Raw genomic sequence first — 26,225 nt, 5'->3', positions numbered from 1 at the left:
CTGGATTTGTTGCAATCCTTACCGGATAATTTTATGTTTATGGAGACATCATGAGTTTAATTACAAGTTACAGCCCAATGCCTGTAACCTTCACGCACGGAGAAGGCGTGTGGTTGTATGATGAGCAGGGGAAAAAATACCTCGATGGCTTAAGCGGGATAGCAGTTTGTGGATTAGGTCATGCGCACCCTGATGTCACCCGTACCATACAGGAGCAGGCGGCCAGGCTAATACATACTTCTAATGTCTTTCATATTAAAGAACAAGAATTATTGGCCGCCAAACTCACTTCGATGGCACGAATGGAGCAGGTTTTTTTTGCTAATTCTGGAGCAGAAGCTAATGAGGCTGCCATCAAACTTACTCGTCTGTTTGGTCATAAAAAAGGAATTGAAACGCCTTCTATTATTGTAATGGAAAAAGCATTTCATGGTCGCACTATGGCCACCTTAACTGCATCAGGCAGTCGTAAAGTTCAAGCTGGTTTTGAACCCTTGGTCCCTGGGTTTATTCGTGCTCCCTTCAATGATCTTGATGCCATTCATACTATTGCAGCCAACAGAGAGGATGTGGTTGCAGTTATGGTAGAACCGATTCAGGGCGAGGGGGGAATTTACCCCGCAGAGGAAGGTTATCTGCGTGCATTGGCTAACCTTTGCGAGCAGAATGACTGGATGTTAATTTTGGATGAAATACAAACAGGAAATGGCAGAACAGGTAAGCTTTATTCTTGTATGCATTACAACATACAACCTGACATTCTTACTACGGCAAAAGGACTTGGAAACGGTATGCCAATTGGGGCTTGTTTAATGAACAAGCGAGCTAAAGATTTATTTAAACCTGGAAATCATGGCTCGACTTTTGGTGGCAACCCTTTAGCTTGTGCAACGGCTTTGACTGTTCTGGAAGTCATTGAACGAGATAAGCTATGTGAACGCGTCACTAAAAATAGTGCTTTGTTAATGGATAAATTAATTAGCAACCTGGGAGAGCATCCCCATGTAAAAGCTATACGTGGTAAAGGTTATATGATAGGAATAGAGTTGGACAGGCCTGCAAATGAAATGCGCGTCCTGGGCTTGGAAAACCAAGTCTTGTTCAATATTACAGCTGAAACAGTAGTAAGATTATTACCTCCACTTATTATCAGTGAAGATGAAATTGACGAATTGGTCAATCGAATAACTCGTACTGTTAACCAGTTCACCAATCAGTAGTGAGAAGACAACTTTCTCTCAGTTGAATAGAAATTGTTTTCTTCCTGGCTGTCTCGCAGTATGCTCCCTGGATTATCCGGGAGCATGTGTGTGAATTACATCAAAACACAAAGCTTTGCCCCTTGGCAACAAAACCTAAGAAACCATCCTTTTTAGCATTAGGCAATTTCCCTGGATTATAATGATATAGCCACATTTTTTTCTTTAAATGAGAGGGAAGTTTAACGAGCTCTGAGTAGTGCGCGTGCACCCCGCTTTTAGATTCTGTAGTTTCACAATCATGAAAGATAATATCTGATTCTTCATAGAAGGAGACTAACTGTACCGGACAACTTTGTGTGTCTGATGTAAAAAGGATGCGTGATTTATTATAGCTAAATATCAAACCAAAACTGGGCATCAATTCATATTCGCTATAGTAATGGACTGTTTGTACCAATTTAAACTTTATTGATTGCCAAACAAAACCTTCATATTGTTTTACCGCCTTAACATCAAAAAAAGCGCTAAGATTTGCTCTCTCATGAGGTAAAGTGCTTAACCCGCCGGATAAGCTTTTATCCCATAATTCGTTAATAATTTTATCTGAAGCGATTAAACAAGGTTTCTGCGAGAGATTAGGATCAAAATAGGTTATTAGAGCGAACCATTCCAATCCGCCACAATGATCATAATGCAAGTGGCTAATATAAATATTTTTTATATCTTTATAACTCAATCCTTGATCTCGTAATGAGTATTTGATATCTGTTCCTGCATCAATTAATAAAGTATCTTTTTCTAGCTCTAAAAGCACATTGGATTGATAATTTTCTGGCCCAATAACAAAGGATGATCCGGAACCTAAAAAAGTAATTTTTAGAGTCATTCTACCCCCTGCCGTCACTCACTAAAATGTCCCGACCTTAAACCTGTTATCTTTAAGGTGCTAATCCTTGCTAGATGATAAAATCGAACTGTTAATTTAAGACTATGTGATGATTATTGAATTGTCAAAAACAGGCAGGAGTATTGTCAAAATGATTACATTCTATTTTTTAAGTCATTTAAATACTGATTAATGTTTATTGCCTGATTAGTAAAGAGCCATTTAACCCCTCTATTTAATTCTCTATACAGACTGTTTTTGGAATCAACAAATCCCACGCCAAAATGTTGATTGGCATCTTGTAAATATTGTAATGCCCTATTAGTCAATAATAAATAATTACCCAGTACGCCTCCATACCCCTCCTTGATGCTTAATTCACAAAATTTCTTAACGTTATTATGCACTGCAACAAGCAATAAAGATTGTCTAGGAAAAGAACACAATTTTTTGAGGGTAGTTTCCTGCAAAGTCAATAAATGAAAATCTTTACATGGCGTTAAATGTTGCAGGGTTCGCACTAATATCTCTTCTTCCTCAATAGCTGTTTTTAATTCAATAAATAAATGCATGTAATTCCCATACTGACTCACTACTTCAGAGAGCGACGGGATTCTGCACTCCAATGCCCGTAACTCACTAAAATTCAGTTCAGCAATAGCAATGTCCTTGTTCCATAATCGATTTAAGGTAGGATCATGATTAACAACGAAGACCTTGTCCTTAGTGAGGTGTACATCCAGTTCAATTCCCCAACATCCGGCCTCTTTTGCGATCTGAAATGCTTCCAGGGTGTTTTCTATTATCCCCCTTACATTATTATGAGCTCCTCTATGAGCAATTACTAACGCACTATTGATATTTTCGGACTCAGGTGTTTGCCTGGGAATTACAGCGAAATACCCATCAATTATTTTTTCTATGCATTTGAGTAACAAAACCAATTATCCTAATAGCCCAATTTTAATCATTTTATGCCGGCATAAAATAAAAGGCAAAATACGCTATTAGCACAAAATCACAAAAATCGACTAAACTAGAAACTATGTGAGAATTACAATACAACAATAAATTAGCATTTATAAAATTTGTAAATAACTTCCATCTTAAAATCAATGAGTTGAATTGAAGTTATTTAGAAATCCTGATTTAAATTTCTTGGCTACAAATATTCACAAGGAGTGTTCTAATGGCAATCAAATTAACAAAAAGGGGAATGGACTTACTAAGAGACCCCATACTAAATAAAGGCACCGCATTTAGCCTACAGGAAAGAGATGAATTTGCCTTGCATGGTTTAATACCAACAGCAGTGGAAACCCTTGAACAACAAGTAATTCGCTGCCTTGACGCTTATAGTGCCAAAGAAGACCCCTTGGAGAAACACATTTACTTACGTGCCTTGCAAGACCGGAATGAAGTACTTTTTTATCGTCTTATAATCGATAATCTGGTTGATATTTTGCCCATTATATACACACCAGTTGTTGGCCAAGCCTGTGAAATGTTTTCCCACATTTATCGGCAACCAAGAGGAGTATTTCTAAGTTATTCCGAGAGAGACAAACTGGACAGCATCATACAAAACATTGCGTCGACTCGTTCAATCAAAGTGATTGTTGTCACGGATGGCGAACGGATCTTGGGGTTGGGAGATCAAGGAGCAGGTGGATTGGGAATTCCTATAGGCAAATTGTCTCTTTACACCAGTTGCGGTGGTATACATCCGTCTAACACTTTACCTATTATTCTGGATGTAGGAACCAATAATAAGGAGCGTCTGGACGATCCGGAATATATTGGGTGGAGGCACACTCGGATTTCAGGTAAAGAGTATGATGATTTTGTTGATCAATTTGTGCAAAGTATAAAACGCCATATGCCTCATGTGCTATTACAATTCGAAGATTTTGCACAACAACATGCCTATCCTTTATTGGAGCGATATAAAAATCAACTTTGTACTTTTAATGATGATATTCAAGGAACTGCTTCCGTTGCTGTAGCCGCCATACTAGCGGCAACTCGTGTTACTAATACTCCTTTAAAAGAACATCGAGTTGCTTTATTAGGCGCAGGATCAGCGGGTTGTGGGATCAGTGAGCAGCTGGTGCATGCTATGATGAACCAGGGGCTTTCTGAAGAAGAAGCCAGATCACGTTTTTATTTAGTTGACAGGTATGGACTTTTACATGATGAGATGACAGATCTATTGCCATTTCAAAAAGGATTTGTCCGCTCTTCTACTCGTCTCCAAAATTGGAAATTAGAAAAACAAGGAGAAATCACCTTAACAGACGTTATTAACAATGCCCAACCGACTATACTCCTGGGTGTGTCTGGCCAACCTAACCAATTCAACGAAGCAATGATCAAGACCATGCTAAGCTATTGTGAACGCCCCATAATTTTTCCTTTATCAAATCCTACGTCTCGAGCAGAAGCAATCCCGCAAGATCTGTTAAATTGGACAGCTGGTAAAGCTTTAATTGCAACGGGCAGTCCCTTTGAGGCAGTTGCAATTAATGGTCATAAAATTGAGATAGCTCAATGCAATAATTCTTACATTTTCCCGGGAGTTGGTCTTGGAGTAGTTGCAGGACAAGCCAAAAGAGTGACTGATTTAATGATGATGGCAGCAGCAGTTGCATTAAGTGAATTAGCACCTGCAATTAAAACCGGAGAAGGACGTTTACTCCCAGAATTAAATTCCATTAGAAAAGTCAGTCAACATATAGCGAGAGCAGTAATTTTACAAGGTATAAAAGAAGGCCATATAGAACCAATGAACGATAATGAAATCGATGATTCTATAAAAAGAACGATGTGGACTCCACAATATGAACCATATGTTCTATAATAAACCGATGTAGAAATTGCTGGAATTTAAGTTTTAATTTTTTAGAAAGACTAATATTTATTAGTTTATCGCAATAGAATTTACAGTATAGGGTTGAGGTAAAATCAGGTTATTGATCCTGCCTGATTCCCTCCAGTTTATTTATGGAAGCTTATTCTTATTTAAATTGAGCTTAAAAACAGATAGAAAGACCCTGAAACATAACTATTTTTTATCGAGCCCCTTATATGTCCATAATTACTACCAATCTCAATCGGGCAATTCATGATTTGCAGCAAGGAAAACCAGTAGCTATACCAACTGAAACGGTTTACGGATTGGCAGCACCAATAAACAATAATGCTGCCATCAGAGCTGTGTTTGAAATGAAAAGCAGGCCTTTAAATCATCCTCTGATTGTTCATATTGCTTCCAATTGGGATCTGCATGACCTCGTGGAAGAGGTACCTGAGTATGCGCATCAATTAGCTGGCAAGTTTTGGCCTGGACCATTGACCCTGGTATTCCATTGTAAAAAAGATCAAATCAATCCGCTCATTACCGGTGGTCAATCTACTGTAGCGATAAGGTGCCCGGATCACCCCTTGACACAAAAATTGTTACAAAAATTAAATATTCCTGTGGTGGCACCCTCTGCCAATCCTTTTGGAAAAATTAGTCCGACCACCGCTTTGCACGTTAAACAATCATTTAATGATGTCGAATTAACTATATTAGACGGAGGACGCTGTCGTGTGGGAATTGAATCAACCATTGTAGATGCTACCAATCCTGATTCTTATCAAATTTTACGCCATGGGATAATAGATGAAAAAACTATTGCTGAAACGATTGCCATAGGTTGCTCGACTCAAAAAAATGATATTCGTGTCCCTGGTAAATTGGATAGCCATTATCAACCACAAAAAACTTTATATTATTTTGATCAATATGAAACTCTTTCCGAATTTTGTCAAAAACGCAAAGGGACTGTTTATGTCATAGCGAATAGACAACCCCCTGGTGTCGAGACTAATCTCTTTCATCCATTGGGAATGCATCCTGAAAAATCGGCCTATGATTTGTATTATCAACTAAGATTAGCTGATACATCCGATGCCATTTGTATCGCTATCGAGCTACCACCCAATACGAGTGAATGGCAGGGAGTACGAGAAAGAATATTAAAAGCCGGGTTCCCCTATTCGCAGCAATAAATGTCGAGTAATTTATACTTTTTTGATTTCGCGCAATAGTATATTGACAGAACACTATAATTTGCGTAACTTAAGGCCCTATGCCGAGGTGGTGGAATTGGTAGACACGCTAGCTTCAGGTGCTAGTGGGGGCAACCCCGTGGAGGTTCGAGTCCTCTTCTCGGTACCATCAATTAAGTAATCATTGCCATTGGTTTACCCAACTGAATCTTGCTACCAGCAAGTAAATCTTTACCCCACTGCATTTTTTCTCCATTTGCAAACAATAGAACGACCGTAGATCCCAGTTTAAAGTACCCCATTTCACTTCCCTGAGATAAAATCTTTACTGGAGACTGTTCACTATAATCAAAACGCTCTAATGTTTTTGCTCTTTTGACATCACCATGCCAACTGGTTCCAATTGCACCTACAATAGTAGCTCCAACCATCACCATCACCATTGGGCCAATTTTCGTTTTAAAAAAAATGGCAAGCCTTTCATTTCGTGCGAACAATTTAGGAATAACGCGTGTAGTTGCTGGTTGAACGGAAAACAAAGCACCTGGAATATAAGTCATTGAAACGAGCTCTGCATCTATTGGCATATGAACCCTGTGGTAATCTTTTGGCGATAAGTATAGCGTTACAAATTGTCCCTGCACAAATTGTTCGGCCAATTGCCCATCACAGGCCAAAAGCTCTTGTACAGAATAATATTTGCCTTTAGCCTGCAATAACTGTCCTCGTTCAATCTTGCCTATTTCGCTGATACAACCATCTACTGGACAAATCACATCTGACTGAGAAAGAGGACGGCATTCCGGCTTTAAATGACGAATAAAGAAATCATTAAAACAGTCGTAAGACTTAGGATCTTCAATAAGTGCCTCACTCATATCGACATCAAACTTACGAATAAAGTTTCGAATTAGGAAATTCTTGAGACGAGGGTTCCTAACGTCAGCAAAATACCCTGCTAAAGCAGTGATACCGTGTTTCGGAATAAGGTATTGGGGTAGTGTCTTCAGTACATCACGAAACATACTTTTTACTCAAAACTGAAAAAAGAGAATAATAACCTAAAGCTTATTGTATTGTCACAATAAGACGAGTAAATCTCCATGCCAGAGAAAATTTAAACCACCAAGCTCGTAATATTTGAATTCAAAGTAGTTTCTTGCCTATGAGATATAGGTTCTGCGTAATTTTTGACCTCTTTAAAATAATCAGCCCTGTGTTCTTTGGTATTGTAGCAATTAATTAGCCTGAATCCTGGTATCTTTAATTTTTCTTTGTTTTTGTTTATGTCTTTTTGTATAGCCGCAATGATTTTATCAAATAAAACATCATTCAGAGAGGAGGAGTCTTTCCCGTTTAAAAAGGTCATAGCAATAGTTTTTGCTTGCGAGAATTTTGTACAATAACCTTCCACCTCCGATCTCCTTGAAGTGGACCACCATAATTTACCTTCGTAATCTTTTAATGCAGACTCAAGCAACCCCTTAAACTTAGTCGCAGGGAGCTCATCAATCCACTCATACATTGTTTTGAAAAATAGAGACTTACCCTCCACATTGTATAAATGAATAAAACGCCTGTCATGTTTGGCGAAATCTACAGCTGCTTTGGTAAAAATTTCCAAATCCTTATCAAAACTACCTTCTTTAACTGCATTACGAATGCTCAACAAAGGATAAGTTTGTAGCATATAAGGCGTGAGGTGTTGAATAAGCAAAGTATTTAAAGCACCTGTATCACCCTCCCCTGCGCTTAAAATATAAGCCAATCTGTTTTCACCACTTTCATTTACGCTAGCTTGTAAATATTCTTTAACAGGTTGTGCTCTATGACGCTTTGATAATAGTTCTATAGTTGGGGCATAATATTTATCAATTATTTCAGAGATATGATGGGATAAGTCTTCAGGTCTTAAGTTCTTAGCCCAAAGGAATAAAGAATCATTAAACTGCCTAATGACATCTTCATGCGTATGCGGCAATATTTCTTTAGGAGTTGTGGCTACAGTTGCTTCCTTCATCTGCTCATCTGTTGTCGTTAAATGCAATTGGAAATTGGCCCGCTCTGTGTATTGCTTTAACCCAACGGCTATGCGATTAAATTCACCGGCAAGAGTGCTTGTATGTGCCAAACTTTGACGAATTTTCAGGTTATAATTCGTATACAACTGTACCAATTGCTCGGAGAATTCAAGATTGTCCTCCTCCGTTAAATCCTTTCGGTCTTTCTGATAATAAGCCTTAGCTACTGCATGAAATTGAGTTGTAAATTCAACAAGCAATATTAATGCTGTTCTTAGTTTGCTGTCTTTATCTACACTAATTAATGGGGTAATTTTCTCGAGTGATAACTCAGGCATGGTGCCAAACAACTCCCAGGCATTGGTTAAAGTGTCATCAGTTGGCTTTTTGCCTTCTACTTCATCCAGAACAACGTGAAATGTAGACACTTGCTGCAATAGTTTATTAGTCAGGCTATAGGAGTCATGCAACAGATCTCTGAATGTAGGTGCATAAGCATCTCGCCACACCTGATGATATCTTCTTCGCAACTCATCTTCATCAAATTTGATGCTGCTGTCGTCCTTGCTAAAAATCGTAATATTTTGAGTCCTTGCCCATTCGACTATGTCTTTATAGAAAGAGGGTTTGTGATAGAGCGCTGAATTCGTTGCAGGCAAAGGAACTCCGTACCCATTATTTTCACACCCCATATAAAAAACCACTACTCGATACAAATTATCATAATGCATTTGATATAAATTCATTATGAAATCGACGAATGGTTTTATATTGGTGCTTTCATTGCATAAATGAGGAAATGTTTTCTCGTACTGACTGCGCAGGGCGACATCCGTTTCATCCAGAGAAGTGTAGTTTAGCGTCATCTCACCAAAAAGCTCGGTCAAACGTTTTCTTATCATCTCCGGCTGATAAGTTAACAATATTTTCAACGCGGCAGCAAATTTTTGCTCCTGAGCCACTGGCTCATGAGCGAGTTGCTCAAATTGACCAGGATCCGGGTACGTCTTTTCAAGAATTAAATTAACCAGCTTATCTTGAACAGGCAAAACCGTTGGCAAAGTTTCCTGCCCCGGATTTTTATATGTTGGCCAATGAAAAGGCTTTGAGTTTTTGACATTAGGAAATCCTTCCCAATCGCGCACGGTCAAATTAACCCTTGTTTTAGGTATACCTACACCTGGCCTGGGCTCTTTCATGTAGATGGTAAACCAATAAAAAAACATATCAAAATCAATGTCCCCGGCCAAACTCAGATTATGCGGGTGACCATCATCATCATCAAGAAACCACCTTCCCAGAAGGATTTCCATGAAACTTTTTTCAATTAAGGTTCTTGTGCTGGGAATCACCTGTTCTTTGGCGGAAGACTCCTGAGGCACTGACTCTTTATGGAAATTAAACCCTTTAAATCCGTCAACACTGATAGATAAAGTACCTACCAGCCTCTCTTCATCATCAAATACAAGACGTTCTTCTGCCGATCTTCTTCCCTGAAAAATTCTTTTAAATAAAGAGACAGCGACACTTATTTTCGCTAAAAGTTCCGGATAATGATTTTTAGGATCCAGTTTTTTATAAAAGGCATTTTTAATAACGCCATTTTCAATAAAACTGACCTTGTATGTTTGATGAGAGCTATCCGAAACCGCAGTCCCCGCTGTTAAAAACTGCAGTTGGCTCTCTTTCAGTGCTTTTTTGGGCAAACCCATATATCAAATCCTTTAAATCAGATCAATCCATCCTATGCCCCATATTAATCAGAAATAGTCAAGAAGTTCAAGTATAATTTTCATACAAAATAACACTTGACTAGAAACAAACTAGACATCTGGCACACATAATGAGTTATAAAAAAAAATTTGCTTGTTTATTTATCATGATGACAATCATGAAATAATTAGTTTAATTAAACATTCAGGGTTGTCTTATATTGCCCAAAGCGATAAGGGTTTGTTGACAAAAGCCTTATGATTAGGGCGAAATTGTAATTAACTCCGGAGAATCAATAGTAGTTAATACCTCTTTATTTAAGGCTCTTATGACTTCTCCAGATGGACTTTGGTTAAAAAACCAATAATTGCCAGTGGCACTTTCTTTTAAATCGTTAGCAAAACCCAAGGTCAGTGTCGTAATAATAATATTAGCTATAACGACTAAAACTTTATGTATTATTGACTTTATTTCAGGATCAACAATACTCAATATTTCCTTTTCCGCACTTTTCATTTTAATGTGCAGATCAACACCTGATTTTGTTATGCCATCATAGGCAATGCTGTAGAGCGTTTGCCGGTATTTTTCATCAGCACGCTGCCAATTTCCAACTTTATCTTTATCAAGAGATGATTTTCGTAATCTTTCATGTATATCCTTGCATTTTTCTTCTACCCGCATAATGACATGCCTGAAACGGCTGGAGTTGATATTGTTTTCTTCGCCTGTAAATGCAATGATCTCTTTCTTAAATCCTAAATCTTGCATCTGCTGGACACAAATAAATCGTTCGCGCAACGCTCGTGCCAAAACTAATAAATTGCTGTCTTTAATTTGTAAAAGCGCCTTTCCCTGAGTAACAACCCCTTTTTGAGCTCCTGTATATAAAAGTTCAATTAAAGCTTTTCTATGAGAGAGCGATTCGATTTTAGCGAGCCCTGGCAAAAACAAGCGAAGCAATTGCCCTGTTTTGTTATTTTTTAGTACCAAACGATAAGCATAATCATTGGCAATTCCCGCTTCTTTCAAAACTTTAAAAGATTTCCCTAAAGCATCCAGATCATCCAAATTTAATTGGGATAAATCGGATTTACGCAAATTGTAGGTTTTAAATTGTTCAGAGTAATGATATAAAATAGATTCCTGTTGATGTTTTTTGGGATCCAGAGCCAGTTTTTTTAGCTGTTTTATAGAAATGGTTTTGGTTTTATCTAATGCTATCAATGTTTCGGCCAGCATTGGGTAATGGCTGGTAGCATTAACAATGTCTTGTATTTCTTTGATCGATAAACTCCCCTTGACCCAAAATATAAGACATAGTTTTCTGCAATGATCATTTGCTAAAGTATTAATGAATTTTAGTTGCTCTCTCTTTTCCTGATGGGCTAATAATTCAGGGATATCTTGAGTTAAACCAAAATCAACAAGGACATGAAGCGAACGATAATACGCTTCGTCAAATAAGAGCTCTTTAATCTCACTTAAAGTGAAATTTTTCTTAATTAGAAAAGGAATTAACTTGATTTGGATGTCATCCCACATCAATGCGCTTAATTGCTTTATTAACTCATGCTCTTGCAATAAAGAACGATTTTCTTCCAAAGTATTTTCTTCATAAAATACAATAATCATTTGCAAAATACTTTTATACAGAGTTTCCTCAGAGTTAAAAGGAACCGCTTCAAGCTCCTTTTTTAATCTGCTTTCTTCCGACAATAAATCGTTTTCCATGGCGGAAGTCAAACGAAGCTTGTATTGTTTTACCAACTCCTGGGCTGTAATACTCATTGGAAGTTAACCTCTTGTTCATTTACTAATTAACCCTATTTCATGGACATAGGGTAATAAAGATTATTTTTTGGATCAAAATTTGCTTATTTTGAACGATACATAAATAGTATCAAAACTACAAAATGTAAATATTATAACCAATTTTGCAACAAATGGGGATTTTTTTTTAAAATAAATTGAGTTTTATTCGCTCTCTGTTTTTGAGGAATAACCTCCTTAACCTAGAGAAATCTTGACTCGGATGTGGCTGAGCCCTTGCTACCTATCCTCTAGTGGTTCCAAGCCAGACCTTATTAAATCTCTTGCAAACCTGATAATTTGGTTTTAGGCAAAGCGCAAACGCTTTGAGAATTGAAGTGTTTTTTTTCACTATTGGAATAGCAAGACAAATGATAAGCCAAATGACTTTATTTCCCTTATCTATATGAATAACCTTTTTAATGTTTAAATTTAACCGGTTCAGCTACCTTTCCAAGAAACTTTTGTTCTATATCATTCGGGCTCAATTTTCCCTCAGTAGAATTAATATCCTGTTCAATTCCGGTAATATTCATACCTGTTAAAGTTTCTTTGGCGCCATCTTTGGAATAAAAAATGACTTGATAACCCCAAACCGGAACCTCTTTGTAGGTTATTTGATAAAGAGCATGCCTGTTTGCCTGGTTAGAATTATTTTGTAACTCCAGTTTATAATCACTTTGCAGATTTTTCATAGTTTGCAATAATCCTTGTTTCTTAAAAGGATGTACTTGCACAAATTGGGGTAATGCTTTCGTTGACTCACCCCATACGATTGCTTGGTTTGCAGCATTTACAGATGAAATAGCTGTTGAAATGACAAATAATGAAACAATCCGTTTTTTCATAATATCATCCTGATTTTTTGTGGAAACTTCATGCTGCTACAAATTCGAGAAAAAACAATCAGAAGACACAAATTACGACATAATTTTATTTTTTTATATCTAGAATGACAATTTATACTCAACTTCTTATCACAAACGATTCCCTCAGACTCTGCTAATGTCCGCTTAATTCAGACTGATAATTTAGCAAGACAATAAATTATTTTCCATTATAATAAGAAAATGTACTGAGACAGACATTGGTTTCACTATGAATTTCAATATTATTGGCGCTGGGCGTCTGGGTAAGAATTTAGGCATTGCAATGTCTGTTCATCAGATTGCCTCTTTAAATTCTATTTGTAACTCAAATTTAGCAAGTGCCAGGATAGCCTGCAATGAAATCGGATTTGGCAATGCGGTTGGTAAAATATCTGATCTTTCTGAAGCAGATATTACGTGGATAACCTGTAGGGACGACTCCATTTTGGATGTAGTATCGATATTGGACAATATTGAGATATTAAAAAAAGGCAGCTTGGTAATCCACTGCAGCGGGGCTCTTAATTCAAGTGTACTTCTTCCTCTGAAAAAACAGGGTTGTCATATTGCAAGCGTGCATCCTTTGAAAGCATTCCGCACTAATTCTTTAGATTCCAATGCGTTTAAGCAAGTCCATTGCGTGATAGAGGGAGATTATGAGGCATGTCGTTGGCTTAGGTTTGCTTTTGAGAAGCTGGAAGCCAGCATTATCGCAATTCAACCTGAAATGAAGGTCATTTATCATACTGCGGCAACGATTGCTTCTAATTATTTAGTGACTTTAGCTTCATATAGCGAAGAGTTACTTTTAAAAGCGGGAATACAGCAAGCACAATCAAGAAAAATGATATGTGATCTGATGTACAGCAATATCCTTAACTTGAATCAGGTAGATAGTGCAAAAAGTGCTTTAACCGGACCTTTGACTAGAGGAGATATGCAAACCATTTCCTTGCATCTCGAAGCGATAGATAATAGCGAAATCAAGAGACTATATAAAAGCATGGCGCTAGCTACCCTGCCTTTGTTAGATTTATCATTAGATAGAAAAGAAACCTTAAGAAAAACTCTTGAGAAAGAATAACGTTGCAGTTATTGAATAATAAGCCAGCTCTGTGCATTATTCTGTTTGATTTCAAATCATCACATAAAGGTGTTTCACGGGAAACATACAGTCCCTCACGGCCATGTTACTCAGATTGAGTAACATGCAATTGAGAAACATTTTGTAAACCTCTTGGCAACCGGTTTCCTCTCCTGCCCCTTTCACCCTTATAGTGAGTCAAATCCTCACCTTTCAGAGTAAAATGCCGCTTACCGGCATGAACCGTCAGCGAATCATTCGTTGTTAAAACTTGCATATCAACTATATACTCTTCTCGTGAGACCGCTTTAGCGACAGGGATACTGATCAATTTATTCCCCTTTCCTCGAGATAATTCGGGCAACTCCTCAAGAGAAAAAATCAGTAAACGCCCTACATTAGTCGCACAAGCAACAAATAATTTCTCTCGATTTGGTATTAGCCTTGGCGACAATATGTGACTGTTTTCACTTAATTTGATGCATGCCTTTCCATTACGATTTTTTACATATAAATCTTCAATTTTAGCGATAAATCCATACCCGGAATCGGTAGCCAATAACACCTTTTGCTCAGGCTCTCCGCCAACAATTGCTTCAAACAATACTCCTTCAGCAGGGTTTAATTTACCGGTCAAAGGCTCGCCTTGACCGCGTGCCGATGGCAATGCATGTCCTGGAAGCGAATAGACCTTTCCCTCTCCATCAAAAAATAAAACTTGCTGATTAGTACGAGCTAACGTTTGGGCTTTGAATTCATCTCCAGCTTTATAGCTGAGTTCCTTACCATCGACATCATGCCCCTTGGCCGCTCTGACCCATCCATTTTTAGACAATACAACCGTAATAGGCTCATTAGGCAAAATATCCTCTTCTTTTAATGCCTGAGAGTCTTCCCTTGTAATAATGGGTGAACGGCGTGGGTCACCAAATTCATCTCGATCTTTCATTATCTCTTCTTTTACCAGTTCTTTTAAGAGAAAATGACTAGCCAGCGTTTTTTGTAGAGTATCACGTTCATCAGACAGCTCATCCAGTTCACCACGCAATTTAATCTCTTCCAATTTGGCTAAATGCCGTAGTTTCATTTCCAATATTGCTTCAGCTTGTCGTTCGGTTAAATTAAAGCGTGAAATTAATCCTTGCTTTGGTTGCTCATGTTCTCTGATGATTGCAATGACTTCATCTATATTAAGATAGGCAATAAGCAGTCCTTCAAGAATATGAATACGCTCCAGTACCTTTTCCAATCTGAATTGAAGACGTCTTTTTACTGTGGCAAGCCTAAACTCCAACCATTCAGTCAAGATTGCTAACAGTCCTTTAACCCTTGGCTTGCCATCAAGACCAATCATATTAAAATTAACTCGATAGCTACGCTCCAAATCCGTGGTAGCAAATAAATGCGACATTAAACTGTCTATATCTACTCGATTAGAGCGAGGGATAATAACCAACCGTGTTGGATGCTCGTGATCTGATTCATCACGTAAATCCTCAACCATCGGTAATTTTTTCTGTTGCATCTGCAACGCGATTTGCTCCATTACCCTGGCTCCGGATACTTGATAAGGCAAAGCTGTTATGACAATATTTTGTTTTTCTTGATTATAAATTGCTCGCATTTTAATTGAGCCATTACCGGACTCGTACATGGCTCTAATTGTTTCACTTGGGCTAATGATTTCTGCTTCTGTTGGAAAATCAGGGCCTTTAATATATTCACAAATAGTCTTAATATCGGCTTGGGGGTTATCCAGCAGATGAATACACGCATCAGCAACTTCAGTCAAATTGTGCGGAAGAATATCTGAAGCCATACCAACAGCTATACCTGTTGCACCATTCAATAAAATATTAGGCAAACGAGCGGGTAAAAGAGCGGGCTCTTGCAAAGTACCATCAAAATTATCTACCCAATCCACTGTTCCTTGTAGCAGTTCTCCGAGTAACACATCAGCATAAAGAGATAATCTTGCTTCTGTATACCTCATTGCAGCAAATGATTTGGGATCATCCGGGGATCCCCAATTTCCTTGTCCATCAACAAATGGATAGCGATATGAAAAGGGTTGAGCCATTAAAACCATAGCTTCATAGCACGCACTATCACCATGAGGATGGAATTTACCAAGAACATCCCCTACTGTACGCGCTGATTTTTTATATTTTGCTGTTGCTTTCAGACCCAACTCAGACATAGCATAAACAATTCTGCGCTGAACAGGCTTAAGTCCATCTGCGATGCTTGGTAATGCTCTGTCCAAAATGACATACATTGAATAATCAAGATAAGCTTTTTCTGTAAACTCAGTAAGCGGTTTTTTTTCAGTTACTTCATTCATATTGGGTATTTTCTTCATATATTAATTGCTATCCATCATCCTAGTGAATCATATAAGACAATGCAAAACAATTTTAACAGAATATTCATGCTGTTAGAATTATAATCATAGCATTATCTGTGTATAACTTTATATTCCTTTTGCTTCATCTATATGGATTAAATTTAAATTATTGATTTATATTAACATTTACTAATTTCTTTTAATTTTATATCTTTGTGTCCTGTGGATAACTATGTGAATGAATATGGAATAAATAAGATAACTTGTTGTTAATTACCAAGAATTTCTTATAAGTCGTAAATTGATCTCTCCACTATAAACAAATTTTTAAATTTCAGTTGTTACCACTTGACTTTTAAATTACCAATTGTCTCTTGTATTGCCTTTCAACCATAATGGCAATGTGTATATTGGATACCATATCTATCCATATACAGATAACTTGAATTCCCTCAAATAATAGAGCAATGCTAAGGATTAGAGTTGTCACACTATTTTCTTGGTGTATTAAAGAGAAAGATACGACGACAAAATTCTATTTACTAAGAGAGTAAAACACGGGTTTTTCCTATGGGGAAGAAACCCGTTTTGTAGAGAGGTATAAGGTATTCATAGCAAAGCAGTATCCACAAAAAGGAAACTCTTACTTCATTTTTTTCCTGGTCTTTTGAATTGCTCTTATTTGAGCGACAGCTCTGGCCAATTCTGCTGCAGCAACAGAGTAATCAATATCGCCTCCTTTACTGGCTATAGCGGCTTCAGCTTTCGCTTTAGCTGCCAATGCAGCAGCTTCATCCAAGTGCTCGGCTCGTTCTGCGACATCAGCAAGAATTGTTACGCAATGAGGCTGAACCTCAAGCATTCCACCCTGCACATAATATATGTCCTGTGTGCCACCTTGCAAAGTAATTCTAACTTCACCCGGCCTTAGCACAGTGAGTAACGGAGCATGTCCAGGAGTAATTCCAATTTCACCCAATTCTCCAGTTGCAACTACCATTTCTACCACACCAGAGAAAATTTCATGCTCTGCACTAACAATATCCAAGTGCGTTGTAATACTCATATTATCTTGCCTCATAAGGTTTTAGCTTTTGCAACAGCTTCCTCGATGCTTCCAACCATATAAAATGCCTGTTCAGGCAAATCATCATATTCACCAGCAAGAATGCCTTGGAAACCTTTTATAGTATCTTTAAGTGATACGTATTTACCAGGAGAACCTGTAAACACTTCCGCAACGAAAAATGGCTGAGATAAGAATCTTTGGATTTTACGAGCTCGAGTTACAACTCGTTTGTCTTCCTCAGACAGTTCATCCATACCCAAAATTGCAATAATATCTTTTAATTCTTTATATCGTTGCAAGGTTTGCTGTACACGACGTGCGGTGTCATAATGCTCTTGACCTACAATCAGTGGATCCAGCTGACGTGATGTAGAATCAAGCGGATCAACCGCAGGATAAATACCTAACTCGGCAATTTGACGAGATAATACTACAGTGGCATCCAAGTGTGCAAAGGTTGTAGCTGGTGATGGGTCAGTCAAGTCGTCTGCAGGTACATATACTGCTTGTATGGAAGTAATAGAACCTGTTTTTGTGGAGGTAATGCGCTCCTGCAGCATACCCATTTCCTCTGCTAATGTCGGTTGATATCCTACTGCAGAAGGCATACGGCCTAACAGCGCAGATACTTCAACCCCAGCCAAGGTATAACGATAAATATTATCGATAAACAAAAGAACGTCTCGCCCTTCATCCCGGAATTTTTCAGCCATGGTCAAACCGGTTAGAGCAACACGTAAACGGTTTCCTGGCGGCTCATTCATCTGACCATAAACAAGCGATACTTTATCCAATACATTAGAGTCTTTCATCTCATGATAGAAGTCGTTTCCTTCACGGGTACGTTCACCAACCCCTGCAAACACTGAATAACCGCTATGCTCAATTGCAATGTTTCGTATTAATTCCATCATGTTAACGGTTTTACCTACACCGGCACCACCGAATAGACCTACTTTACCTCCCTTGGCAAAAGGGCAAAGCAAATCAATTACTTTAATACCAGTTTCTAATAATTCCTGGCTGCCAGCTTGCTCTTCATAACTTGGTGCTTTGCGATGAATAGCCCAAGTCTCTTCAGCATCGATAGGCCCAGCATCATCTACAGGACGCCCAAGAACATCCATGATGCGTCCTAAGGTTTTCTTACCTACTGGCACTTGAATAGGATGGCCTGTATTTTCTGCTTTTAATCCTCGCTTTAAACCATCGGTTGTTCCCATGGCAATAGTACGCACAACTCCGTCTCCAAGTTGCTGCTGCACTTCAAAAACCAGATCACTATCAACAAGCTTTAACGCATCATTGACTTTAGGCACGCTATCACGAGGAAATTCTACGTCAACTACCGCACCAATTACTTCTACCACAGTTCCTAAGCTCATTATATACCCTCTTTATAAAGCGGCTGCGCCACCGACAATTTCTGCCAACTCTTGAGTAATGGCTGCTTGTCGTGCTTTGTTATAAGCCAATTGAAATTCTTTAATCAAATCACCAGCATTATCCGTTGCACTTTTCATTGCTATCATCTTTGCAGCTTGCTCACAAGCAATGTTTTCTACAACAGCTTGATACACTTGTAATTCAATATATCGCTCTAAAATTTCATCTAATAATTCTTTAGCTTCGGGCTCGTAAATATAGTCCCAATGATGACCCAATGTTTTTTTATCTTCTTCTGATTTTGGTAACGGCAATAATTGTTTTACAAAAGGTTTTTGCGTCATTGTATTAATGAACTCATTGTATACAATGTGCAAAGAATCAATAGTGCCATTGTAATAAGCATCAAGCATTATTTTTACAACACCAATGAAATCATTGATACTCGGTGTATCACCCAGATGATCTATGGAACCTAATATGTTACCACCCACACGCCTAAAAAAAGCCTGCCCCTTTCTTCCGACAACAGCGATATCAACTTCCTTGCCATGTTCTTGCCAATTACGAATAGTACGAATTGTTTCACGAAATAGATTCGAGTTTAAACCACCACAAAGACCTCTATCTGTGGTAACAACAATAATACCTATACGCTTGATTTCGCGCTCACTCATAAATGGGTGTCTGTACTCAGATGCTGCTCGAGCAATATGCTTTATAACTTCATAGATTTTATTCGCATAAGGTTTAGAAGCGCGCATTCTTTCTTGCGTTTTGCGCATTTTGCTTGCAGCCACCATTTCCATAGCTCGAGTAATTTTTCGAGTTTTATTAATACTCGAAATTTTTGAACGTATTTCTTTTGCTCCAGCCATCTTTCAATTCGCCTTAATTAGTTTTAGAGGCCATTACTTTCAAATAATGGCCTTTGTGCCTCAAAGAGCTAACTCTTTGAGGCCATACCTTACCAACTGCCTGTGTTCTTGAACTCTTCTACTGCTTTTTTCAGTTTGGCTTCGATTTCATTATCATAAGCACCGGCTTCATTAATTGCATGTAATAAAGCGGCATGGGTGCTGCGCATGTAATCGTGCAAGGAAGCTTCAAACGAGCTGATTTCATTTACAGGTACATCGTCCAAGTATCCCTTTTCTACCACAAACAAGCTTACTCCCATTTCAGCCACTGTAAGTGGGGAGTATTGTTTTTGTTTCATCAGCTCTGTAATGCGTTGTCCACGCTCCAGCTGCTTGCGTGTTGCATCATCAAGATCAGATGCGAATTGGGAGAATGCTTCTAACTCACGGAATTGTGCCAGAGCAAGCCGAGTACCACCACCAAGCTTTTTCATGATTTTCGTTTGTGCAGCACCACCAACCCGTGAAACGGACAGTCCGGAATTGATTGCTGGTCTAACACCTGAGTTAAATAAGTCAACATCAAGGAATATTTGCCCATCGGTAATAGAGATTACGTTTGTTGGTACGAAGGCTGACACATCTCCCGCTTGTGTTTCGATAATCGGTAATGCAGTCAGTGATCCTGTTTTACCTTTCACTTCCCCATTAGTTAATTTTTCTACTTCATCGGCATTAATTCTTGCCGCTCTTTCCAACAAGCGAGAATGCAAATAGAAAATATCACCAGGATAAGCTTCGCGACCTGGTGGCCGACGTAATAACAAGGAGATCTGTCTATATGCCCATGCTTGTTTAGTTAAATCATCGTAAACAATCAATGCATCTTCCCCACGCTCCATGAAATACTCACCCATGGTACAACCTGCGTAAGGTGCTATATATTGGAGTGCTGCTGAATCAGAGGCTCCCGCTACCACAACAATAGTATGCTCAAGAGCGCCATGCTCTTCCAATTTCCTAACAATCGATGCAACGGATGAAGCCTTTTGGCCAATGGCTACATATACGCATTTAACGCCGGTACCTTTTTGGTTGATAATCGCATCAATAGCAATGGCAGTTTTACCAGTTTGGCGGTCACCAATAATAAGTTCTCGCTGACCTCTTCCAACCGGGATCATCGCATCGATTGCTTTTAATCCTGTCTGAACAGGTTGATCTACTGATTTACGTGTAATTACACCAGGAGCCACTTTTTCTATTGGAGACATACCAGATGACTCTATCGGGCCTTTCCCGTCTATAGGATTTCCTAAAGCATCAACGACACGTCCCAAAAGACCTTTTCCAACTGGGACTTCCAGAATACGACCTGTACATTTACCTTTTTGCCCTTCAGCTAATGTGGATGAGTCGCCTAATATTACAGCACCAACAGAATCTCTCTCCAGGTTAAGAGCCAATCCATAGACCCCTCCTGGAAACTCTATCATTTCACCTGCCATAACATCGGCAAGACCATGCAGTCGTACAATACCGTCTTTCAGACTAACGATAGTACCTTCATTTCGTGCTTCAGAAACCACACTAAATTTATCTATTTTCTTTCTGATTAATTCACTGATTTCAGAAGGATTTAACGCTACTTGTTCTGACATGGAAACTATCCTCTAAATTAAGCGGCCAAGCTGGTGCCAAGCATATTAAGCTTGCCCCGAACTGAACCATCGATAACTAAATCGCCTGCTCGAATTAGCGCTCCGCCAAGCAAGGAGGGATCAATACTTATTTTTAAAGAAACCTTACGTGATAATCTTTGACTTAAGGATTCGCTCAAACGCTGTTGTTGCGCAGGAGTCAATTCGGAATAGCTGACTACATCAACTTCCAGTATTTTTTCTTGCTCTGCTCTATATACTTCATAAAGAGCTTTAATTTCTGGCAACAACATCAATCTTTTATTGGTTGTTAATAGCTTGATTAAATTATTTAGTGCATCATTTTTCTTAAACGTTGAACCACATATTTCAATAAGAAGTTCAATTTGTTGTTCATCTGTTGATGCAGGATTAGCGATAAACTGAGTAGCTTGAGGAGTTAAAACAACTTGAGCCAATAATGTAAGATATTCTGACCATTCACTCAGTTTTTTTTCTGCTAAAGCATGTTCAAATATCGCTTTTGCATAGGGTCTGGCTATAGTGGTACTATCAGACATTTTAAATCTCTTCTATTAGGTTATCTAACAGTTCGCTATTCGCTTTTGCATCTACCTCTCGCATTAAAATTTTCTCTGCCCCGGTAATAGCCAGCTTTGCAACTTGTTTTCTCAGTTCTTCTTTGGCGTGATTTACTTGTTGAGCAATTTGTTCTTGCGCGAGTTTTGCTTGAATTTGAGCTTCGCGTTTTGCGGCCTCTTTTGCTGCTTCAATAATTTCTGATGCTCGTTTATTCGCTTTATCAATAATATCAGCAGAGTGAGCCTTGGCTTGTTTTAACTCATCTTTTACACGATGCTGAGCCAACTCCAACTCTTTACGCCCTCTTTCAGCAGCAGCCAATCCATCAGCAATTTTATCTTGCCTTTCTTCAAGTGCTTTTGCTAGTGGAGGCCAAACTAATTTCATAGTGAACAGTACAAACGCGGCAAAAACCAACATTTGAACTATTAATGTCAAATTAATATCCAAAGTATATTCTCCTGTAACAGTGAGGGCGCATAGCGCCCTATTTGTGTGTTATCAAGAACCCAGGCTGCTTAGGAAAGGGTTAGCAAAGGTAAAGAATAATGCAATACCTACCCCAATCATGGTTACCGCATCAAGCAAACCAGCTACAATAAACATTTTAACTTGTAACATAGGTACCATTTCTGGTTGACGAGCTGAGCCTTCGAGAAATTTACCGCCTAGCAATCCGAAACCTATGGCTGTGCCTAACGCACCTAAACCTATCAACAAGGCAACCGCAATGACGGTCATACTTTGAACTTGTGCTATTAATTCAGCAGCTTGCATATTTTATCCCCTTTACAATGGATGATGATAATTAAATCGGTTAATGATCTTCATGGGCCAAACTCAAATAAACTATAGTCAGTACCATAAAAATAAATGCTTGTAAGGTTATCACTAATATATGGAAAATGGACCAGGCGAGTGCAAGAATAAATTGCGCCGTACCCAGTGTCATAGTACTAATTAATGATGACGTTGTTGCATTTAAGGTTAGTAAGGCTATCAAAATAAATATTAATTCGCCAGCGTATAAGTTACCAAAAAGTCGTAATGCCAAGGAAATGGGTTTAGCTATCAGTCCAACCAACTCCAACAATAAATTAAATGGAATGAATAGTGGGTGATTGAAAGGCTGCAGGGTGAGCTCTTTAACAAAACCTTTAACGCCTTTTATTTTTAAACTGTAAAAAACTATTAGAAAAAATACGGAAAGTGACAATCCAAATGTTAAATTCAAGTCATTAGTTGGTACAACTTTCAGGTAGTGTATACCGACTAGTTGCGCAAGTACAGGAAGGATATCTACTGGCACGATATCCATAAAATTCATCAGGAATACCCACATGAAGATAGTTAATGCCAATGGGCCTATTAGGTTATTTTTTCCATGAAAACAATCTTTAACCTGATTATCAGCAAACTCGAGCATAAGCTCAGCAAAATTTTGTAACTTTCCAGGAATACCAGTGGTTACTTTCCTTGCCGCTAAATACATAATTGCCAGTGCAATTAGACCTAAGGCTATAGAAAAGAAGATTGTATCCAGGTTCAAGGTCCAAAAACCACCACTTGAACCGAATGTCATATCATTTACGTTATAGGTAAGGTACGTTAAATGATGCTTAATATAGTTTGTGCTAGATACCATTTCAGTCACTTTTTGGCCTATTCTGTTTATTGACAATAATCCATGGGGCAAACCAATGCGTCATAAGAACCAAAATGTATGATGCAAAAAACGCTGCCGGTGTGATCCTACATAATAAAAATACTAATGCAAACAGTAACATGGACAATATTATTTTTAGCGCTTCACCCTTATAAAAACTATTAACTATTTGCCTTGCAGCTCTCGCGCCTTGATGTTTAAACAGTTTAATAGCAAAGTAAGCATTTGGTATAATACAAACCAGTCCACCAAGCAATGCAGAACTGGCTGCATTGACACCAAATAAAATTGCGCAAAGGCCAGCAAGGATTACAGTAACTCCCAACTGCGCCAGCCACAATCGCGTGATTCCGCGCTTATTCAGCTGTTTGTTCACATATTCACCTAACTTTCACGGCGCGAATTATAAATTAAACAATTGTAATAATCAACGTTGATATTCAAATTACGAGCTATAATTGTAATGTAGGGTTTAGCATTAATCATATGTTAAGCGATTTACTATTTAACCTCGCCTAAGGATTAAAAAATGTCAGAGAAAATTCAGCATACAGCAGCCAGGCTGCAAGAAAAAATGAGCAATCGTTATAGCGATGGGCTTTCACATAAGCATAATAAAAATCACCTTTCATATCGACAACATTGCAGATCTCATCCATGCAATCAAACGAACAATAAAGACGAAGAAAATTTTGTAAATGGCTCTACAGGGCTGTTACGCGAGTTTAATTTGAGAAAAATACGAAAACGACTGGATAAAGGTCGAATCCATTGATACAGTATACTTATCCTCCCAGGTTAGCCACTTCCTGGATTGGACGTGCAGCTATTGGCCTGATTCTAATCAGGCCATATTCCTAATGGTTTGATAAGTGTAATACCGCATAAGTTTTATTACTTTCTGTACACCATCAGTGTATCTTGCAATTTTAATCACTTTTTCAGCTTGTTCTGTCTGAACATCTCCCATCAAATAGACAACACGATCAGAAGTAACCACTTTGAAAGCGTTAGGATCGATTGAAGAGTCTGCAAAAATTTGGCTACGGATTTTCGTGGTAATCCAGCTGTCCTGGATCGAGTTGGATGGCATTTTATTGATAATTACGCGATTGAATAACCGCCTGTATCCTTTAACTTTGCTTAGACGTAGTTGTAATTCATCGTACAACTCCTGGGTTGGAACATGCCCTGCTATTAAAATATCTCTATTGAACACAGCAATATCCAGTACTGTCTCTGAATTTTTAAATGTCCGGTTGACAGCTAAAACATCATTAAGAGCTTTTATTAAATTATAATCATCTAATTTTTTATATACATTGTGCCTGTCATAGGCTAGAGTTGCCCCAGTCCATAGAACCCCCAGACAGCCTGATAAGCAGCTGGCTAAAAACAAGACTATTAGTATGAAACATCCGTGTTTAAACATGCTAACGTATATATTGGAATATTTTCACGACTTTTCTCACTCCTGCAACACGTCTTGCCACATCAACAGCTAGCAATGCTTGCTCGTCAGAAACAATTCCCATCAGATAGACTACTCCATTTTCAGTGACTATCCGTATTGAACCCGATTCAAGTCCTTTTTTAGTCAACATGTTACTTCTAACCTGACTTGTAATCCAACTGTCTTTTGTGCGTTGAGTCAAGGGAATGGGATTATCAACAGTTATTTCATCATACACTCTTTTGACTCCAGGGGTATTTTGGGCAATCCGCTCGGCTAAAACGCGTAATGATGCAGCGGGAGTTTGTCCAACCAGCAATACCACTCGGTTAAAACTGGAAACAAGAATTCTGGAGTGCCTAAATCGAGGGTCCTTGATGATGGCTTTATGAATCACATGAAATAATCGGGCGTCGGCCTCCATGGTAGTTACGCTTCTTCTATCATAAACCATTCCTGCTGCAGCACCTGCAACAACCACAGCAACGCAACCAGTCAGTAAAGCACCAATCATCATCACTATGATGGATTTAAATTTTAGATTCATTTTCATTTTTTATCCTAAAACTTGGCCAAATAAAGATTGTTCGATTAAATCACAAAAACAATGCAATATGAACAAGTGCAGCTCTCTTATCAATGCAGTACTGTCAGATGCTACTCTTATCTCTATATCTTCTGGCCCCATATGATTCGCCAAAACACCTCCATCTCGGCCACTTAGTGCAATGGTATCCATACCACGTTCACTTGCTGCGTGAAGAGCTTGCAGCATGCTATCAGAATTACCTGATGTAGTTAGCAATAGTAATACATCTTGCTCTTGGCCCAAGGCTTGAATTTGCCTTGCAAACACTTGACCAAAGTGATGCTCATCGGCAAATGAACTCAAACAGGACGCATCAGCGCATAAATTAATGACCGGTAAAGAAGGTCTTTCCACTTCAAAATGATTTAGCATGGAACTGGAAAAATGCATGCAATTAGCACTAGATCCCCCACTGGCGCAAATGAATATTTTTCCATCATTCAATAAACAGTTAACCAACAACTTCCCTGCTTTAGCTATTGAACCCGACAACACATCAGCTGCTGATATTTTTGCTTCTATTGTGACACCAAATAAATGCCTTACTCTTTCTTCTAACTGAATCATTTCAAAACCTTCTATTCATTATCTTCCTAGCATGCTGCATCAAATGCGTTCTTTAACCAGGTAATCTTGTTTGATTTTCCATCTATACTAATCACATCAAACCGTATAGGAAATTTATCTTGTATGCGATACTTAATCATATAATGAGAAGTTGCTTTTATTATTTTTTGTTTCTTTTCGTAAGTAATGCTGGCAAGCCCCCCACCAAAGTTCATATTTGAACGCGAACGGACCTCAACAAAAACCAGATAAGATCCTTCACGCATAATTAAATCAATTTCTCCTAAACGGCAATGATAGTTTTGCATTACTAATGCAAGACCATTTTCCTTTAAGTAATTTAAAGCCAATTGTTCAGCAAACTTTCCTTTTTCTTGGGTCATTATTCTTGGCTCACTTCAA

Annotated in this window: 25 protein-coding genes and 1 tRNA gene; 6 read left to right on the top strand and 20 right to left on the bottom strand. The window is 38.4% G+C overall.

Annotated elements, in window-relative coordinates; translation table 11 throughout:
* Window positions 1-50: 50 nt before the first annotated feature.
* Window positions 51-1,220: an aspartate aminotransferase family protein gene (locus OQI99_RS12155; protein WP_265732105.1), complete on the top strand. Its 1,170-nt coding sequence runs from the start codon at window positions 51-53 to the stop codon at window positions 1,218-1,220.
* Window positions 1,221-1,320: 100 nt separating this feature from the next.
* Here the strand turns inward: OQI99_RS12155 and OQI99_RS12150 are convergent, their stop codons facing one another.
* Window positions 1,321-2,088, bottom strand: coding sequence for an MBL fold metallo-hydrolase (locus tag OQI99_RS12150; RefSeq protein ID WP_265732104.1), 768 nt, complete (start codon window positions 2,086-2,088; stop codon window positions 1,321-1,323).
* 155 nt (window positions 2,089-2,243) lie between these two features.
* Window positions 2,244-3,026, bottom strand: coding sequence for a glycerophosphodiester phosphodiesterase (locus OQI99_RS12145; RefSeq protein ID WP_265732103.1), 783 nt, complete (start codon window positions 3,024-3,026; stop codon window positions 2,244-2,246).
* Between the two features lie 251 nt (window positions 3,027-3,277).
* On the opposite strand from OQI99_RS12145, the gene OQI99_RS12140 reads away from it, so the two are divergent.
* From OQI99_RS12140 to OQI99_RS12130, 3 genes are all read left to right on the top strand, one after another.
* The gene (locus OQI99_RS12140; protein WP_061514019.1) at window positions 3,278-4,948 is read left to right on the top strand and encodes an NAD-dependent malic enzyme; all 1,671 of its coding nucleotides are present in this window, start codon (window positions 3,278-3,280) and stop codon (window positions 4,946-4,948) included.
* Between the two features lie 227 nt (window positions 4,949-5,175).
* Window positions 5,176-6,144, top strand: coding sequence for an L-threonylcarbamoyladenylate synthase (locus OQI99_RS12135; RefSeq protein ID WP_061514018.1), 969 nt, complete (start codon window positions 5,176-5,178; stop codon window positions 6,142-6,144).
* An 82-nt stretch (window positions 6,145-6,226) separates the two neighbouring features.
* Window positions 6,227-6,313: transfer RNA gene (locus tag OQI99_RS12130), tRNA-Leu, on the top strand.
* Between the two features lie 4 nt (window positions 6,314-6,317).
* Here the strand turns inward: OQI99_RS12130 and asd are convergent.
* The 4 genes from asd to OQI99_RS12110 all read right to left on the bottom strand — a co-directional run bounded on the left by asd (window position 6,318) and on the right by OQI99_RS12110 (window position 12,538).
* Complete coding sequence (asd, locus tag OQI99_RS12125) at window positions 6,318-7,169, bottom strand: archaetidylserine decarboxylase (protein WP_061514017.1); 852 nt, start codon at window positions 7,167-7,169, stop codon at window positions 6,318-6,320.
* Window positions 7,170-7,261: 92 nt separating this feature from the next.
* Window positions 7,262-9,877: a lpg2975 family Dot/Icm T4SS effector gene (locus tag OQI99_RS12120; protein WP_061514016.1), complete on the bottom strand. Its 2,616-nt coding sequence runs from the start codon at window positions 9,875-9,877 to the stop codon at window positions 7,262-7,264.
* Window positions 9,878-10,139: 262 nt separating this feature from the next.
* Window positions 10,140-11,669, bottom strand: a complete 1,530-nt coding sequence (locus tag OQI99_RS12115; protein ID WP_265732102.1) for a hypothetical protein — start codon at window positions 11,667-11,669, stop codon at window positions 10,140-10,142.
* Window positions 11,670-12,109: 440 nt separating this feature from the next.
* Window positions 12,110-12,538, bottom strand: a complete 429-nt coding sequence (locus OQI99_RS12110; RefSeq protein ID WP_265732101.1) for a hypothetical protein — start codon at window positions 12,536-12,538, stop codon at window positions 12,110-12,112.
* A gap of 250 nt (window positions 12,539-12,788) precedes the next feature.
* Here OQI99_RS12110 and OQI99_RS12105 point away from each other — a divergent pair, with 250 nt between their 5' ends.
* On the top strand, window positions 12,789-13,643 hold the full coding sequence (locus tag OQI99_RS12105) for a Rossmann-like and DUF2520 domain-containing protein (RefSeq protein ID WP_265732100.1): 855 nt from the start codon (window positions 12,789-12,791) through the stop codon (window positions 13,641-13,643).
* Between the two features lie 106 nt (window positions 13,644-13,749).
* Here the strand turns inward: OQI99_RS12105 and parC are convergent, their stop codons facing one another.
* From parC to OQI99_RS12055, 10 genes are all read right to left on the bottom strand, one after another.
* Window positions 13,750-16,005: a DNA topoisomerase IV subunit A gene (parC, locus tag OQI99_RS12100; protein ID WP_265732099.1), complete on the bottom strand. Its 2,256-nt coding sequence runs from the start codon at window positions 16,003-16,005 to the stop codon at window positions 13,750-13,752.
* A 628-nt stretch (window positions 16,006-16,633) separates the two neighbouring features.
* Window positions 16,634-17,056 carry a F0F1 ATP synthase subunit epsilon gene (locus OQI99_RS12095; RefSeq protein ID WP_010948665.1) on the bottom strand — a complete coding sequence of 141 codons (423 nt, stop codon included), beginning with the start codon at window positions 17,054-17,056 and terminating at the stop codon, window positions 16,634-16,636.
* An 11-nt stretch (window positions 17,057-17,067) separates the two neighbouring features.
* Entirely contained in the window at window positions 17,068-18,444 is a 1,377-nt protein-coding gene (gene atpD, locus OQI99_RS12090) for a F0F1 ATP synthase subunit beta (protein ID WP_010948666.1), read from the bottom strand.
* Between the two features lie 12 nt (window positions 18,445-18,456).
* Complete coding sequence (gene atpG / locus OQI99_RS12085) at window positions 18,457-19,323, bottom strand: F0F1 ATP synthase subunit gamma (protein ID WP_061514012.1); 867 nt, start codon at window positions 19,321-19,323, stop codon at window positions 18,457-18,459.
* A gap of 89 nt (window positions 19,324-19,412) precedes the next feature.
* Window positions 19,413-20,966 (bottom strand): F0F1 ATP synthase subunit alpha, encoded by a 1,554-nt coding sequence (atpA, locus tag OQI99_RS12080; protein WP_265732098.1) that lies wholly within the window; start codon window positions 20,964-20,966, stop codon window positions 19,413-19,415.
* 17 nt (window positions 20,967-20,983) lie between these two features.
* On the bottom strand, window positions 20,984-21,526 hold the full coding sequence (locus tag OQI99_RS12075) for a F0F1 ATP synthase subunit delta (protein ID WP_265732097.1): 543 nt from the start codon (window positions 21,524-21,526) through the stop codon (window positions 20,984-20,986).
* Window position 21,527: 1 nt separating this feature from the next.
* Window positions 21,528-21,998 carry a F0F1 ATP synthase subunit B gene (locus OQI99_RS12070; protein ID WP_010948670.1) on the bottom strand — a complete coding sequence of 157 codons (471 nt, stop codon included), beginning with the start codon at window positions 21,996-21,998 and terminating at the stop codon, window positions 21,528-21,530.
* A gap of 51 nt (window positions 21,999-22,049) precedes the next feature.
* Window positions 22,050-22,325 (bottom strand): F0F1 ATP synthase subunit C, encoded by a 276-nt coding sequence (atpE, locus tag OQI99_RS12065; RefSeq protein WP_010948671.1) that lies wholly within the window; start codon window positions 22,323-22,325, stop codon window positions 22,050-22,052.
* Window positions 22,326-22,365: 40 nt separating this feature from the next.
* Window positions 22,366-23,193: a F0F1 ATP synthase subunit A gene (atpB, locus tag OQI99_RS12060; protein WP_195911928.1), complete on the bottom strand. Its 828-nt coding sequence runs from the start codon at window positions 23,191-23,193 to the stop codon at window positions 22,366-22,368.
* Window position 23,194: 1 nt separating this feature from the next.
* Complete coding sequence (locus OQI99_RS12055; protein ID WP_061514010.1) at window positions 23,195-23,590, bottom strand: F0F1 ATP synthase subunit I; 396 nt, start codon at window positions 23,588-23,590, stop codon at window positions 23,195-23,197.
* A gap of 153 nt (window positions 23,591-23,743) precedes the next feature.
* On the opposite strand from OQI99_RS12055, the gene OQI99_RS12050 reads away from it, so the two are divergent.
* Entirely contained in the window at window positions 23,744-23,989 is a 246-nt protein-coding gene (locus tag OQI99_RS12050; protein WP_061514009.1) for a hypothetical protein, read from the top strand.
* Between the two features lie 69 nt (window positions 23,990-24,058).
* On the opposite strand, the gene OQI99_RS12045 is transcribed toward OQI99_RS12050, so the two are convergent.
* Genes OQI99_RS12045 through OQI99_RS12030 form a run of 4 tightly spaced genes read right to left on the bottom strand, consistent with a single transcriptional unit; the run spans window position 24,059 to window position 26,206 of the window.
* Entirely contained in the window at window positions 24,059-24,646 is a 588-nt protein-coding gene (locus OQI99_RS12045; RefSeq protein WP_265732096.1) for a BON domain-containing protein, read from the bottom strand.
* A 1-nt stretch (window position 24,647) separates the two neighbouring features.
* On the bottom strand, window positions 24,648-25,220 hold the full coding sequence (locus OQI99_RS12040; protein ID WP_080447456.1) for a BON domain-containing protein: 573 nt from the start codon (window positions 25,218-25,220) through the stop codon (window positions 24,648-24,650).
* 3 nt (window positions 25,221-25,223) lie between these two features.
* Window positions 25,224-25,820: an SIS domain-containing protein gene (locus OQI99_RS12035; protein WP_197535494.1), complete on the bottom strand. Its 597-nt coding sequence runs from the start codon at window positions 25,818-25,820 to the stop codon at window positions 25,224-25,226.
* Between the two features lie 29 nt (window positions 25,821-25,849).
* Complete coding sequence (locus OQI99_RS12030; RefSeq protein WP_061514007.1) at window positions 25,850-26,206, bottom strand: YraN family protein; 357 nt, start codon at window positions 26,204-26,206, stop codon at window positions 25,850-25,852.
* Between the last annotated feature and the right edge of the window lie 19 nt (window positions 26,207-26,225).

The organism is Legionella sp. PATHC039 (assembly GCF_026191275.1).
GTDB lineage: Bacteria > Pseudomonadota > Gammaproteobacteria > Legionellales > Legionellaceae > Legionella > Legionella pneumophila.
Note: the sequence above shows the minus strand (reverse complement) of the source record. Positions and strands in the feature narration are given on the sequence as shown.